This window comes from Rhizobium sp. K102, assembly GCF_022385315.1.
GTDB classification, from domain to species: Bacteria; Pseudomonadota; Alphaproteobacteria; order Rhizobiales; family Rhizobiaceae; genus Rhizobium; species Rhizobium croatiense.
Genome location: NZ_CP092436.1, coordinates 2353040 through 2365976, shown reverse-complemented (window position 1 = coordinate 2365976; position 12937 = coordinate 2353040). Strand labels below are relative to the sequence as shown.

General features: G+C 62.8%; 12 protein-coding genes and 2 pseudogenes. 5 read left to right on the top strand and 9 right to left on the bottom strand.

The genetic code is table 11. The annotated features are described in order from the left end of the window. Window positions 1-30 precede the first annotated feature (30 nt). Window positions 31-1470 carry an MFS transporter gene (locus MHI61_RS17665; RefSeq protein WP_239789893.1) on the bottom strand — a complete coding sequence of 480 codons (1440 nt, stop codon included), beginning with the start codon at window positions 1468-1470 and terminating at the stop codon, window positions 31-33. 102 nt (window positions 1471-1572) lie between these two features. On the opposite strand from MHI61_RS17665, the gene MHI61_RS17660 reads away from it, so the two are divergent. Continuing rightward, window positions 1573-2196, top strand: a complete 624-nt coding sequence (locus MHI61_RS17660) for a metalloregulator ArsR/SmtB family transcription factor (protein ID WP_239789892.1) — start codon at window positions 1573-1575, stop codon at window positions 2194-2196. A gap of 286 nt (window positions 2197-2482) precedes the next feature. Here the strand turns inward: MHI61_RS17660 and MHI61_RS17655 are convergent, their stop codons facing one another. After that, window positions 2483-3718: an MFS transporter gene (locus MHI61_RS17655; RefSeq protein WP_345774852.1), complete on the bottom strand. Its 1236-nt coding sequence runs from the start codon at window positions 3716-3718 to the stop codon at window positions 2483-2485. A 666-nt stretch (window positions 3719-4384) separates the two neighbouring features. Here MHI61_RS17655 and MHI61_RS17650 point away from each other — a divergent pair. Beyond that, a pseudogene (locus MHI61_RS17650) lies at window positions 4385-5391 on the top strand (asparaginase). A 448-nt stretch (window positions 5392-5839) separates the two neighbouring features. On the opposite strand, the gene MHI61_RS17645 reads toward MHI61_RS17650, so the two are convergent. Beyond that, the gene (locus MHI61_RS17645; RefSeq protein WP_239789890.1) at window positions 5840-6262 is read right to left on the bottom strand and encodes a hypothetical protein; all 423 of its coding nucleotides are present in this window, start codon (window positions 6260-6262) and stop codon (window positions 5840-5842) included. Between the two features lie 252 nt (window positions 6263-6514). After that, a complete protein-coding gene (locus MHI61_RS17640; RefSeq protein WP_239789889.1) occupies window positions 6515-7270 on the bottom strand; it encodes a DeoR/GlpR family DNA-binding transcription regulator in 756 nt (251 codons plus the stop codon). Between the two features lie 128 nt (window positions 7271-7398). On the opposite strand from MHI61_RS17640, the gene MHI61_RS17635 reads away from it, so the two are divergent. Beyond that, window positions 7399-7755, top strand: coding sequence for a DUF4406 domain-containing protein (locus tag MHI61_RS17635; protein ID WP_097582755.1), 357 nt, complete (start codon window positions 7399-7401; stop codon window positions 7753-7755). Between the two features lie 249 nt (window positions 7756-8004). After that, on the top strand, window positions 8005-8625 hold the full coding sequence (locus MHI61_RS17630; RefSeq protein ID WP_239789888.1) for a glutathione S-transferase family protein: 621 nt from the start codon (window positions 8005-8007) through the stop codon (window positions 8623-8625). Window positions 8626-8796: 171 nt separating this feature from the next. Here the strand turns inward: MHI61_RS17630 and MHI61_RS17625 are convergent, their stop codons facing one another. The 4 genes and pseudogenes from MHI61_RS17625 to MHI61_RS17610 form a co-directional block, all read right to left on the bottom strand. Further along, window positions 8797-9351 carry a DUF2087 domain-containing protein gene (locus MHI61_RS17625; protein ID WP_239789887.1) on the bottom strand — a complete coding sequence of 185 codons (555 nt, stop codon included), beginning with the start codon at window positions 9349-9351 and terminating at the stop codon, window positions 8797-8799. Window positions 9352-9577: 226 nt separating this feature from the next. Beyond that, window positions 9578-10417: an SDR family NAD(P)-dependent oxidoreductase gene (locus MHI61_RS17620; RefSeq protein WP_239789886.1), complete on the bottom strand. Its 840-nt coding sequence runs from the start codon at window positions 10415-10417 to the stop codon at window positions 9578-9580. 254 nt (window positions 10418-10671) lie between these two features. After that, window positions 10672-11037 (bottom strand): MmcQ/YjbR family DNA-binding protein, encoded by a 366-nt coding sequence (locus MHI61_RS17615; RefSeq protein ID WP_222138684.1) that lies wholly within the window; start codon window positions 11035-11037, stop codon window positions 10672-10674. Window positions 11038-11077: 40 nt separating this feature from the next. Beyond that, window positions 11078-11273: pseudogene (locus tag MHI61_RS17610) on the bottom strand (hypothetical protein). Window positions 11274-11385: 112 nt separating this feature from the next. Between MHI61_RS17610 and MHI61_RS17605 the strand changes: the two are divergent. Then, window positions 11386-12282, top strand: coding sequence for a LysR substrate-binding domain-containing protein (locus MHI61_RS17605; protein ID WP_239789885.1), 897 nt, complete (start codon window positions 11386-11388; stop codon window positions 12280-12282). A gap of 22 nt (window positions 12283-12304) precedes the next feature. Here the strand turns inward: MHI61_RS17605 and MHI61_RS17600 are convergent, their stop codons facing one another. After that, entirely contained in the window at window positions 12305-12856 is a 552-nt protein-coding gene (locus MHI61_RS17600; RefSeq protein WP_222138681.1) for an NUDIX hydrolase, read from the bottom strand. Between the last annotated feature and the right edge of the window lie 81 nt (window positions 12857-12937).

The following is a 12937-nucleotide window of genomic DNA, read 5'->3' as shown; positions in this document are numbered from 1 at the left end:
GATGCGCAAATTCAAAATGATAGAGTGTCCCTAGCGCTTCCTGTCGGACGCGCGGCGATCTAGCGTAAGTGAAACGCCGACCGCCAACACGCCCGGCAGCGCCATCAGCAGATAGAGCCAGTGCGCCGCCGACAGCGCGCCCGATGTGCCGCCCGGTTCAACAAGGCCGGCGCCATTGGCGATGACGCCGGCGAAGGCCGCACCGAAAGCGCCGCCGAGCGAGCTCATCGTCGGGATCGCCGACGACGCCTTGTCCTGTTCGTTGCTGGCGACGAGTTTCAGCACCATGGCGACGAGATGCGCCCAGCCGAGACCGATGCCGAAGCCCATCATGAAGATGGCGACCGCCGCCGGCACGATCAGCGGCAAATGCCCCTGCGGATTGTCCCTGGCAAGGAGGAGGGCGAGCGAAGCGGTCGCCGCCGTCTCGATCAGCGCGCCGGCAACGATCGCCGCATGGGCCTGCCTGCCGGTCAGGGAGCTGCTGAGGAAGGCGGCGAAGGTCCAGCCGAGTGCGACGAGCGCCACGAGATAGCCCGACATCAGCGGTGTCACCCCATGCAGGCTCTGCAGGAAATAGGGAATGAAGACGTCGCTGACGAGCACGACGGTCAAGGCGAGCATCGCAAGGTAGACTCGGCAAATCGGCCTGGACAGGCTGACGGCGCCGGACGGCAGCAGCCGGTTGCGGCTACGGGCCTCGATGAGCAGCATGGCCGATACCGCGATGACCGAGGCGGCGATGAGGGCGGCTTTGATGGCTGTCGCCTCGATCGCGCCGGCGGCGCTGATCATCAGCACGGCGGCCAGAAGCAGCCCGATCTGGGCAACCGGCGTCTTGATCTGTTCGCGGTCGTCCTCGACCTCCGGCAAGAACCGCGGTGCCAGCGCCGCCATGACGAGGCCGAGCGGCACGAGCACGATGAAGGCGTAGCGCCAGCTGCTGCCGGAAGAAAAGAAGCCGCCGAGCGTCGGGCCGATGACGGTCGAGATCCCCCATATCGCCGCGTAAAGCGTCGTCGCCTTCGGCCACAGCGGTTCGGGATAGACGAAGCGGATGAAGGCGTAGCCGAGGGCCGCAAGCGCCCCCGTGCCAAGCCCCTGCAGCGCCCGGCCGATCAGCACCACCGGCATTGACGGGGCGATTGCGGCGACCAGGCTGCCCACGCCGAAGACGAGGGCGGCGATCACATAGACGCCGCGCAGCGTAATCCCCCGCGGCCGCATGGCGACGAAGATCGAGCCGAGCACGGCGGCGGCGACGAACAGGCTTGTCACCCAGGAAAACAGGGCAAGGCCGCCGATGTCGCGTACGATCGAAGGGGCGATGGTCGCGGTGATGTAGCTCTCGACCGCATAAAGCGTCACGCCGCCGGCCAGCATCAGCGTTGCGGCCAGGTGTTCGGGAAGGAAGAGGCGGAAGACGGAGTTGACGTTCGGAAGGCCGATGGTCTGGTCGATTTCGGACATGGGGCAATCCTTGACGTTTTTGCTGGCGGGAAATAATTTTCCAAGTTATAAATTGGAAAATTGCATGCCATCCGGATTAAAACAAGACTTGACTTGGAAAATATGCGCCAATCCCCAGCCAACCGGATTCTGATACTGATAAAAACCGAGGGTCCCCAGCTTGCCGCCGCAATCGGCGATGCGCTCGGCATCTCGGGCGAGGCTGCCCGCCAGCAGCTGGCGAGGATGGCGGAGGAGGGGCTGGTGGAGCCGGTGACCGTCGCCGCCGCCGGCCGGGGACGCCCGCGTCAGCTCTGGCATCTGACCGCGGCCGGCAACCGCCGCTTTCCCGACGGCCATGCCGAACTGACGGCAAACCTGCTCGCCACCCTCACCGAACAGCTCGGAGCCGCAGCGCTCGACACCGTCATCTCCGCCCGCGAGGCCGAGACGCTGAAGCGCTATCGCAAGGAACTGGAGACTGCCGGCGACCTCGCCGCCCGCGTCGAGGGCCTTGCCGCCATCCGCACCCGCGAGGGCTATATGGCCGACAGCTGGCGGGAGGCCGACGGCTCTTTCACGCTGGTCGAAAACCACTGCCCGATCTGCGCGGCGGCCACCGCCTGCGCCGGCTTCTGCCGCTCCGAACTCGAAACCTTCCGCGCCGCCCTCGGCGCCGAGGTCGAGCGCAGCGAACACATCCTCGCCGGCGCCCGCCGCTGCGCCTACCGCATCACGCCGCGTTGACACGGAGCCGTTGAAGGGGCTGCGTTTCCTGCATGTGTCGCCGCGCTCCTGCCGCGAATGTGTCTTTCCTGACAGGCACCACCTCTCCTCCTCGTCCTCGGGCTTGACCCGAGGACCCATGCGGCCTCGCGCTCGTAGCGCGGCATAGATCCTCGGCTCAAAGGCCGAGGATGACGGAATGCGGGGTGCCGCTCCGACCAGACGACCGCCGACGGCACTGCGGGTGGCGCGCGACGTTCCTCTCCCGTCGCAGCGGGGATGACATCGCTCGCAAGCAGCTAGCACTTCAAGCCGGCTGCCGCACCTGCCGCCTGCTGCTTTCGAGATAAAGCAAGGCGCTGATCGATGCCAAGCCCGCGGCAGCGCCGACGAAGGCGGTGCCGGAATAATCGGTGACCGATGTGCCGAAGGCGAAAATTGCGGCGCTGATGCCGGTGCCGATGAAGGTATTGAGCGAGAGTAATGAGGTTCCGAGCCCCGGCCGGTCGGCGATCAGATCCTGCAGATAGGTGATCGGCACACTGAGGATCGCCGCCGCTCCGCAGGCGTTGAGAAGGAGCAGCGCATAGATGTGCCAGCGCGCCGAGGCGAAGCCGAGCAGCATCAGATAGGCGCAATAGATCAGCGCCCCGAAGGCAAGCACATGCACGGTGCGGAAGCGCCGTTGCGCCATGCCCCACATGACCATGAACGGCATTTCGAGAAAGGCCGTCAGTCCGGCGATGAAGCCGACATCGACCACGGTTCCGCCGGCGGCATTCGTGATGATCAGCGGCGCAAGCATGCCGTTCAGCCGCTGCAGCCCGAACAGCAGCGCCATGACGATGACGCGCACCAGCACATAGGGCATGAATATCCGCTTCAGCGAAACCAGGAATCCGACGGGATCGGGGGCGGGGCCGGCCGTGCCGTTGCCCGGCGCGAAGAAGAAATACAGGCAGAAGCAGACGAGGCTTGCGAAGGCCGCGATCCCATAGGCCGGCGTCATCGACGCCGAATTGACGAGATAGAGGCCGATCAGCCCCGGCGCCAGCGCCCAGGAGCCGGAAAACAGCGCCCGCACGGTTGCCGTGACCGCCGCTGCCTCGCCGCGCTCGATCTGGTTGGTCCTGGCGCGCAGGCTGGCGAAAAGCAACGAATAGGTGGAATTGCTCATCGGCACCAGCAACAGTGTCGAGACGATGAAGATCGCCGGGCTGTGGATGATCGCGATCGATCCGAAACCGAGCATGCCGGCGACCGAAAGAGCCAGCACCAGCGGCCGCCGCTCCTTCAGCCGGTCCGACCAGATCCCCAGCGTCAAGCTGGTCGTGACGTTGACGATCGCCGAGAAGAACACCAGCGCCGAATAGGTGCCGTTGCTCAAGCCGAGTTCATTGATGCCGATGATCGACTGGTAAGGCACGGTCGAGGCATAGGTGAAGGCGAGCGCGACGAGCGTCACGGTGGGAATGCGGATTCTGTTGTCGCGCAGAATCAAGGAAAGAGTGGATGACATTGGGGGCGGTTCCTGATGCACCATCTTTAGCCGCGTCCGATGCATCAGAGAAACGATAGTTTTCGATCGTTTCAGTCAATTCCTGTGATGATTGTTGCGTCAGACCTGCGCCGTCAAACTGGAGAGCCAGAAATCGATTTGCCCCAAGGGAAGAACGCTTCCGAGGAAACCGATCAGAACTGACGCCATCGACATCAAAGCCAACCCCAGAAGCGCTCCGAGGATGATTCCAACGCTTGTCCTTTTGGGCCGGCGCGCCAACCAGCACGTCAGACCGAGAGAGACGAGCGTGAAAAATACCCACAATATGGACGCTGAAATGGATAGACCTGATTGCAAGATGATACCTTCGAATGTGAACTCGGTTGCAGGATAGCGTCGCTACGCGTCCGACCTCAAGGCTTGCATTCACACCGGGCGCGGACGGCGCGACCCGAGCAGCCTTCATCAATACGGCTGGAGCCAGGCGCAAGATCTGGGATGAGGAGGTCGAGGCCGAATTGGCAGCATGCGCAATCATCCTCCTCCGCCCGGTATTGCGGTTCTGCTCCAGAGGCCACCCCACCCTCCGTCATGCTCGGCCTTGAGCAGCTCAAGGCCGAGCATGACGGAGGGTGGGCTAAACCCGTTGGCTTTCGCGCCCTGACGCGTTATGCCTGCCGCATCCCGCCAGCACCAGGATGAGAGCCCATGACCAATCCCGTCGCCGTCGAAGTCACCCGTGGCCTGCTCGTCGAAAGCCGTCATCGCGGCGCGGTGGCGGTCGTCGATGGCGATGGCACCCTGGTCTTTTCGCTCGGCGATATCGAAGCCGCCGTCTTCCCGCGTTCGGCCTGCAAGGCGATGCAGGCGCTGCCGCTCGTCGAAAGCGGTGCGGCCGACGCCTATGGTTTCGGTGACAAGGAGCTGGCGCTCGCCTGCGCCTCGCATAATGGCGAGGACGAGCATGTGGCGCTTGCCGCCTCTATGCTGTCGCGCGCCGGCCGCGATATTGAAACGCTGGAATGCGGAGCCCATTGGTCGATGAGCCAGAAGATTCTGATCCAGCAGGCTCGCATGCTCGATGCGCCGACCGCGCTGCATAATAATTGCTCGGGTAAACATGCCGGTTTCATCTGCGCCTGCTGCCATCAGGACGTCGATCCGAAGGGTTATGTCGGCACCCAGCACCCGCTGCAGGTCGAGATCCGTGCGGCGATGGAAAGCCTGACCGGCGCCGTGCTCGGCGCCGATAGCTGCGGTACCGATGGCTGCTCGATTCCGACCTATGCCGTGCCGCTGCGCAGCCTGGCCCACGGTTTTGCCAAAATGGCGACCGGCACCGGCCTTGGACCCTTGCGCGCCAAGGCATCCCGCCGCCTGATCGAGGCCTGCATGGCCGAGCCCTTCTATGTCGCCGGCTCCGGCCGCGCCTGCACCGCGCTGATGCAGATCGCCCCCGGCCGCATCTTCGTCAAGACGGGCGCCGAGGGCGTCTTCTGCGCGGCGATCCCGGAAATGGGCATCGCCATCGCGCTCAAATGCGAGGATGGCACGACCCGCGCCGCCGAAGCCATGGTGGCGGCGACGCTCGCCCGTTTCTTCGAGACGGAGGGCGAGGTGCATGCGGGCCTAATGTCCATGCCGCAAAGCCGATGCGCAATTGGAACGGCATCCATGTCGGCGATATTAGGGTCACCTCCGCCCTGGCCGGATGAGTTCGAACCAATATACAAATTAATGGCTTATCCCGTTCGCACAGGTAAACACTTCCAATAGTATATCGAGGGGAGCGGAGTTCCATTCCCAAACCGAGGGGAAAAGCGGTCCAGATGCCGGAGATGGTGCAGGGCTCAACAGGGCTCAACAGCTTTGAAGCAGGTCAGATTGCCAAGGTATGTCGCGTCAGGCCGCAGCGATGGTCGATTGGTCCACAGATGTTTTCGGAGTTAGGGAGCAAAGGCCACCAGCGCAAAGAGAGAGCATTCGGCCGAAGCTGCCCCTCTACAGAAACGCTTCGAAAGTCCGGACGTACTTCTCACCGATCCGAACGTGCAGGTGGTGCCAACAGTGGACATTCCTGCATATAGATCGCCCACACGGCGGCAACGACGTCTCCGGCTCCCTCCTTAGAGCCGCCGTTGCCGCACTTCCGCGCGTCGCTTCTTATGAGGTCATCAAATCGATGACCCGCATGATCGCGACCGAACTGCTCGTGTTCTGAGTGCCCTCTGTCGTATCGGTTTTGGCGCAGGTCCAAACATCGCCCTTCTTGACCGTGAACTTCTTTTCGTTCTGAACGACCGAAAGTTCTCCCTCAGTCATGTGGCAGAGCATGTCGTTCATCATCATATTGTCCGGCGTCTTCGCACCGGGTTGGATAACAACATCCCGCAGCTTGACCATTTTGTAAGCCGGTATGACCGAAGCCCGCTCACCGAGCGCGACGACTCTGACACCGGGTCCGATCTCCTTACCCTCATCCGGGCCGTAAGTCTGGGCGGCTGCTGGCGTCGCCCAAGCGATCAGTGGCGTTGCGGCCGTTGTAAGACCGAGTGCGAGCGTGGCTCTACGATTGACGGCTTCCATTGTTTCCTCCCTAGCCAACTTGTTAGAATTCATATTATGGATTGCTAAAGCAACCTCGGCGCGATCATGGCGTCTGTCAAATCAACTTTTTTTGGAAATGGCTTGCCGCATCCTATGGAAGCGTACGGCAACGTTCCGCCCAATGAACCGGCAGCATGGTGCCGGCCTATGCCGTGCTGGCCGCCTTCATCGCGGCGCTTGCTGCAAGCCTTTTGCCGCATGCTGCCGCGCCGCAGCCCTCCCGCAGCACTATCATGCTGCGGCGATTGCGCCGTTGAGATCGCGATAGGGTTTCAGCTTTTCCGCCGTCATCTCCATGGGCACGATCAGCCCCGCCACCTCGGAAATGCCGAGCACCGGGCAGGGCGAGACGAGGTCGAATTTCTCCTGCGTCAGCAGCACATGCGTTTCGGCCGCGCAGCGGGCGATATGGCGTTTGATCGCCGCTTCCTCGAAATCGCCGGTGGATAGCCCGTGCACGGGATGGGCGGCGGTGACGCCGAGGAAGAAGAGATCGGGGCGCAGCTGCGAGATCGCCGCCATCGCCGCAGCACCCGTCGCCACCATCGAATGTTTGTAGAGCCGTCCACCGGCAAGGATCACCTCGGCCGTCGGATGGTGCTCCAGTTCGGCGGCGATCGTCGGGCTATGGGTCGCAACCGTCAGCGGCATGTCGCGCGGCAGATGCCGGGCGATCTCCGCGGTTGTCGTGCCGCCGTCGAGAAAGATCATCTGCCCCGGCTTGACCATTGCCGCCGCTGCCGCCCCGAGCCGCGCCTTGATCTCGGACGAGACACTGCGCCGCGCAGTGAAATCGGGCAGATCAGGTGAAAGCGGCATCGCCCCGCCATGCACCCGTTTCAACAGCCCCTCCGCCGCCATTTCCCTCAAATCGCGCCGGATCGTGTCCTCCGAAAGCGAAAAATCCTCGGCGACGCGCTTGGCGATCACCTGGCCGTCACGGCGCAGAATGTCGAGAATGAGGGTTTTGCGTTGCGACGTCAGCATGGGCTATTTGCACGAAATTGAACGATATGGCGTAAATTTGCACGAAATGACTCGACATTCAAGAAGTATCGTGCATTTTCACGATATCCCGTGCATGAGGCCGGGAGTGCTCAACGATGGAGTGAAAGATGCTGATTTTGATTGCCGGGCCTTACCGGTCGGGAACGGGCGACGACCCGGAAAAGATGGCCGCCAACCTGAAGCGGTTGGAGGAGCCTTCGCACAAGCTGTTTGCCGCCGGCCACGTGCCGATGATCGGCGAATGGGTAGCGCTGCCGATCTGGCATGCGGCCGGCGGCAGGTCGGTCGGCGATGCGCTCTACGAGGAAATTTTCCACCCGGTCGCCGGCCGGCTGCTGCAGCTCTGCGAGGGTGTGCTGCGTCTGCCTGGCGATTCCAAGGGCGCCGACAACGACGTGCGCATCGCCAGGGAGCGCGGCATCCCGGTGTGGCACCGGCTGGAGGATGTGCCGGGCTGCGGCTGAGGGGCGAGAGTTCGTGCCTGTGGGCTGCCCCTCACCCTAGCCCTCTCCCCGTGAAAGCGGGGAGAGGGGACGTGCCCTGCGAGGGGTTTGTGGGGGCGAGAGGTTGCGGCATGTTCCCTTCTCCCCGTCAGAACGGGGAGAAGGTGCCGGCAGGCGGATGAGGGGCGGCCTGACGAGGCAAAACCCAATCCCCGGTTCCGGCGCACTCATCCCTGCGCTATATCACTTCTCGAAAGGGAGACGAGAACCATGCTGACATTGTATTACGCCTCGGGAACCTGCGCGCTCGCAAGCCTGATCGCCCTGGAAGAATCCGGTCTTGCCTTCGAAACGAAGAAGCTCAGCTTCGCCAATGGCGAGCAGCGTTCGCCGGACTATCTGAAGATTAACCCCAAGGGACGCGTGCCGGCGCTGATCACCGACCGCGGTGTGCTGACCGAAACGCCGGCGATTCTCGGCTTTATCGCTGAAAGCGCGCCGGCCGCCAAACTGGCGCCGCTCGGCGATGTTTTCGAGATGGCGCGGCTGCAGTCCTTCAACAGCTATCTCTGCTCGACCGTGCATGTGAACCATGCCCATCGCCGGCGCGGCTCCCGCTGGTCCGACGATCCCTCAGCGATCGAGGCGATGAGGGCGAAGGTGCCGCAGAATATGGCCGATTGTTTCACCCTGATCGAAGAGACGATGTTCAAAGGCCCCTGGGTGATGGGCGAGACCTATTCGCTCGCCGATCCCTATCTCTTCGTCATAACCGACTGGCTGCCGGCCGACGGCGTCGATCCCGCCCGCTTCGCAAAGGTCAGCGATCACCACGCCCGCATGCTGCAGCGCCCCGCCGTTCAGCGCGCGCTGGCCTCCGACCGCGGCTGACGGATGCCTAGCACTATATGGGCTTCGGCAATCGCCCTTCGCGCGGCCAGCGGCAGGCTGGCAGCGGCGCAGAATGAGGCGCCCGATGCATGTCGCGCGCGGCGAATCCAAAGATCGCGATGCGCTGTAAACCGACGGTGGGCTCCCGAAAAGGCGCCCCAGCAATGGCGATCAATCTGCCTGGCGTGAGGAATGCTGACGCAAGATCGTCGCCGCCTGTATCGGCATCGGCCGCTCGACCCGCCTGTAGATGCTGCCGTCGCGCGTCCGGCTCATCAGGCCGAGTTCGCAGAGCTCCCGGCGCAGCAAAGCGTGATCTCCAAACAGGTGCCTGTCGCGGAGAAGAGCATTGACCTCTTTTTCTGACATCTCCCTTGCGGAGGGAATGCGCGACCAGAGAAGCCAAAGCGCCGTGACCTGGTCCATGCGCCGCGAGGGCCAGCGCATGAGGCGAAACTCCTCGTCAAAACTGCGTTGAACGCGCTCGATATGCTTGTGATCGATCGCGGTATCGCGAACAGGTGCCGGAGTGGGTGGTTCTCCCTTGCTCCCGGAGCCGGTTGCTGCACGCAGGCTCTGGAAATTGCCGTGACCGGCGGCCCTCGCCAGCATGTTCAAGAACTGGAGGTGAGAGGGAAGCCCCTCATGTGCGGCAAGCTGCAGGCGCAGCGACTTGGCAAATGCCGACGTGTCGCCCACCGTGAGCGGAATGGGTTTTCTGGACATGACCTATCCTTTGGTCGCGCCGTTCCGGATGGATTATCGGTGATCGCCCTTCCGACATGGCACGGGATCGGTGTCCATATCTTCGTCATTGTCAGGTTTAGCGTGTTCCGGAGAACGGCGATGCCTGGGTGAACTGCAGACCCGATGCAGCGATATCATCGCGATCCCGATATTTCAACGGCTTTCAGGCTCGGCAGCTCCGCCTGATGGCCCGGACGAAGCAAAATCAATCTCTGGCAAAGTCGGCGGCGGAAAGGGGAGCCGGCCTGTAGCCGTCGATATCCGCGATGCCGTATTCCCGCGCCAACGCCGCCGCTACCAGAGCGTGCCCGGATTTCAACATCAGCGCCGGGTCTCGCCACAACCCCGCTATGACATGGCCGATGAACTGAGGCGATTCCGAATTGCTCATGTCGAAATATTCGGCATTCTCAAGAACGGCTTCGGTACGGACCAGCCCCGGATAGAGAGCGATCGCCGCGACATTGTAAGAGCGCAGCTCATGCGCGAAGTCCGCGGCCATCTTGTCGGCGGCAGCCTTGGCGATGCCGTAGATCGCATTGCCCTCGTAGAGCTGGGCTGCCCAGAAGGAAATGTTGACGATCAGGCCGCGTCGCGCCGGGATCATCAGCGGAGCGACCGCCCGCGACATCATGAAAGCGCCTCTCAGCGCAGTGCCGATCATCGCCTCCCATCGCCAGGCCGGCTGCTGCCAGAACGGCTGGGGCCAAGTGAAATCCCCGTCTTCGACCATGTTCTCGTAACCCGGCCAGGCATTGTTCACCAGAATATCGAGCCTGCCGCCCGCCCGTATAGCGTCGGCCACACGCTCTGTGTCGGCGTCTTTGCCGTGATCGCATCGGTGGACGAAGATGCGTCCCGGCAGTTTTGCCGCTTTAAGCTCGAGCCCCTCGAGTGAGCCCGCCGATCCGGCTTGCTCTGCCTCTGCCTCGAAACGCGTCCTGGCGGTCACATGAACCGTGAATCCTTCGGCAAGCAAAGCAAGGGCGATGCCGCGGCCAATGCCGCGGCTTGCGCCGGTGACCAAGGCGACGACGTCTTTCATGGTGGGCCTCCTGGATGGACTGTCGATCGACGCGGAGATGCGTATATTGACAGAGAGGCTCACCCTGCGCGATCGCTTTTTGCGAAGCGCCGTCGCCTGAAACGGGTCGCGATTTTTCAGATTCGCTCGGCCTGCTCTCGCTTGTTGTTTTTACGCATGTCGCTGCTGCAAAACCGCTGCGCATTTTTGTGCGCTTCAAAAAGATCAGCGCCCCACGCCCGCGGTTGCGGCGCCCGGCCATTCAGCGCGCTCGCCTATGACTGCGGCTGACGCCCGAAACGATCGGCCAGCTTCTTCGGCGCCCGGAACAGCCAGGCGCCGATCAGCCGCAGCCGCAATTCGTCATCGCCGATCAGGGCGGCGCGCAGCGGCAGATGCGGCCAGCCGACATAATGGTCGGTCTGGAAGTAGATGTCCGGCGCCATTTCCAGGAGATGATCCTTGTCGTCGAGCGAAATCGAGATGACGATCGTCTCGGGGTTTTTCACCGCCACAAAACTCTTGCCGGCAACCTTCAGCGCCGGATTGCCGTAGGAGGTGCTCTCCTCGACGTCGGGCAGGCCGGCTTCCGCCGCCAGCCGCTTCAAGCGCTCGAAGATAAGGTCAACTTCGCCGGCCATTGTCCCGCCCTTTTTCCTCGGGGCGAAACTTAGCACGATGTCACGCGCATTTCGCCAGGGGCGGTTTCGCCTCTGCATGAAAACCGGTCCCCAAGCGGCAGATCGGCGATTTCGCGCAGCGACATGCGCTCGACCTCGGGATGGCGCAGCGGATCCTCCTCCCAGGTTGGGGTATTGGCAGGTTGCGTCCTGCTGATACCGGCAATGGGCCTCAAGAAAAACTTCAGCAACGACACGGCAGGCCTCGCTTTCTCCAGCGGCGCTGGATCATGATCCTATGCTGCAATGTCGGCTTGCACGGGCGGATTTTCAATTGAGTTTACCGCGGCGCTGCTATAGAAAAACTATATGAAGAACCTCAACACGGTCCATCTCAACGGCCTCAGGGCACTGGAGGCGGTCGGCCGTCTCGGCTCGCTGCAGGCGGCCGCCGACGAGCTTGGCGTCTCGGTCGGCGCCGTCAGCCAGCAGGTGATCAAGGCCGAGGCGCAGCTGGGGCAGGTGATCTTCGAGCGCACCGCCCGCGGCATGATCGCCACCGAAGCCGGCCGGCCCGTGCTTTCAGCACTCGACGAGGGCTTTGCCCGCCTTTCGGCGGCGGTGTCGATCGCCAGCCGTAGAGACGACACGGTCCTGACCATCTCGGTGGCGCCGGTCTTCGCCGCCCGCTGGCTCGTCTGCCGGCTCGATCGCTTCGCCGAGCGTCATCCCGACATCAAGCTGCGGCTGGATGCGACGACCAATCTCGTCAATCCGGCGCTGGGCGATGTCGATATCGGCATCCGCGTCGGTACCGGCAAATGGCCCGACGTGAAGGCCGAACTGCTGCTGCAACAGGAGGTCTTTCCGGTCTGCTCGCCCGAGATGGCGGCGAAATTGAAAGAGCCCGCCGATATCCTGGCATTGCCTGCCATCATCGATGGCCGCGCCATGTTCAGCTGGGAGGTCTGGATGCGGGAGGCGGGTTTATCGGGCGCGACGCTTGCGACACGCCACGTCTTCAACGACGCCTCGCTCTGCCTCGATGCGGCGATCGCCGGCCAGGGCGTCATGCTCGCCTGGCAGACGCTTGCTCACTTCGCACTTGCCGAAGGCCGGCTGGCGGCCCCCTTCGGCATTCGCGCAGAGACCGGCTTCGGCCATTATTTCATCACCGCCGAGGGTGCGCGCGAGCCGAAGAAGGTCAAGGATTTCAAGGCCTGGATCCGCGAGGAAATGGCCGGCACGCTCGCCTTGTTTCGATAGGATCTCGTAGCGGGTGTTCGCCTCATCCTTCCGGTTTTGATTTGTTAGGGGCGGCCTTCTTGCGACCGCGAACCTTGAAGTCCACGAGCAGCGATTTGAGTTCGATCTCGCGAACACGTCTTGCCGCCTCGTCGGGGCTGACCCATGCCAGAACCCGCTGGCCGTACTCCTTGAAGCCGTCGCTAACCTCGGTGACCTCGACCTGGAACACGTCGACGATGCAGGGGACGACGTCGCCGTCGTCCAATTCTTTCAGATAGGTATAGTGGCCGACCGGTTTCTTCCTCACCGCTCCGCTCACGCCGGCCTCCTCCCAGGCTTCGATTGCCGCCGCTTCGAAAGGCTTTTTGCCTTTCATCGGCCATCCCTTCGGAATAACCCAGCGCGCGCTTTCGCGCGATGTAATCACCAAGATCTCGATCCCGGCTCCACCTTTGGCGTGGCGGAAGCAGAGCGCGCCGTACTGTTGGCGGAAGGCGCCGGAGAACAACTTTGCCGGGACGGCGGCAAGCTGCCGTAGCAATGGCTGAGATTTGTCCGGTCGGGGCTTGCTGCGTTTTTTTGCGGACTTCATGGCGATGAGTGTGCCGAATTTGCCTGTTGCTTCACCAGTCCGGGCGTGTTTATGACAGATTTATGACAATCAGCCGCACGA

Excerpts from the sequence above, each read along its gene's own strand:
- MHI61_RS17660 (WP_239789892.1), top strand. The coding sequence starts at position 1,573 with ATGCGCCAATCCCCAGCCAACCGGATTCTGATACTGATAAAAACCGAG.
- MHI61_RS17640 (WP_239789889.1), bottom strand. The coding sequence starts at position 7,270 with ATGCTGACGTCGCAACGCAAAACCCTCATTCTCGACATTCTGCGCCGT.
- MHI61_RS17605 (WP_239789885.1), top strand. The coding sequence starts at position 11,386 with ATGAAGAACCTCAACACGGTCCATCTCAACGGCCTCAGGGCACTGGAG.
- MHI61_RS17600 (WP_222138681.1), bottom strand. The coding sequence starts at position 12,856 with ATGAAGTCCGCAAAAAAACGCAGCAAGCCCCGACCGGACAAATCTCAG.
- MHI61_RS17635 (WP_097582755.1), top strand. The coding sequence starts at position 7,399 with ATGCTGATTTTGATTGCCGGGCCTTACCGGTCGGGAACGGGCGACGAC.
- MHI61_RS17645 (WP_239789890.1), bottom strand. The coding sequence starts at position 6,262 with ATGGAAGCCGTCAATCGTAGAGCCACGCTCGCACTCGGTCTTACAACG.
- MHI61_RS17620 (WP_239789886.1), bottom strand. The coding sequence starts at position 10,417 with ATGAAAGACGTCGTCGCCTTGGTCACCGGCGCAAGCCGCGGCATTGGC.
- MHI61_RS17630 (WP_239789888.1), top strand. The coding sequence starts at position 8,005 with ATGCTGACATTGTATTACGCCTCGGGAACCTGCGCGCTCGCAAGCCTG.
- MHI61_RS17625 (WP_239789887.1), bottom strand. The coding sequence starts at position 9,351 with ATGTCCAGAAAACCCATTCCGCTCACGGTGGGCGACACGTCGGCATTT.
- MHI61_RS17665 (WP_239789893.1), bottom strand. The coding sequence starts at position 1,470 with ATGTCCGAAATCGACCAGACCATCGGCCTTCCGAACGTCAACTCCGTC.
- MHI61_RS17615 (WP_222138684.1), bottom strand. The coding sequence starts at position 11,037 with ATGGCCGGCGAAGTTGACCTTATCTTCGAGCGCTTGAAGCGGCTGGCG.
- MHI61_RS17655 (WP_345774852.1), bottom strand. The coding sequence starts at position 3,718 with ATGGTGCATCAGGAACCGCCCCCAATGTCATCCACTCTTTCCTTGATT.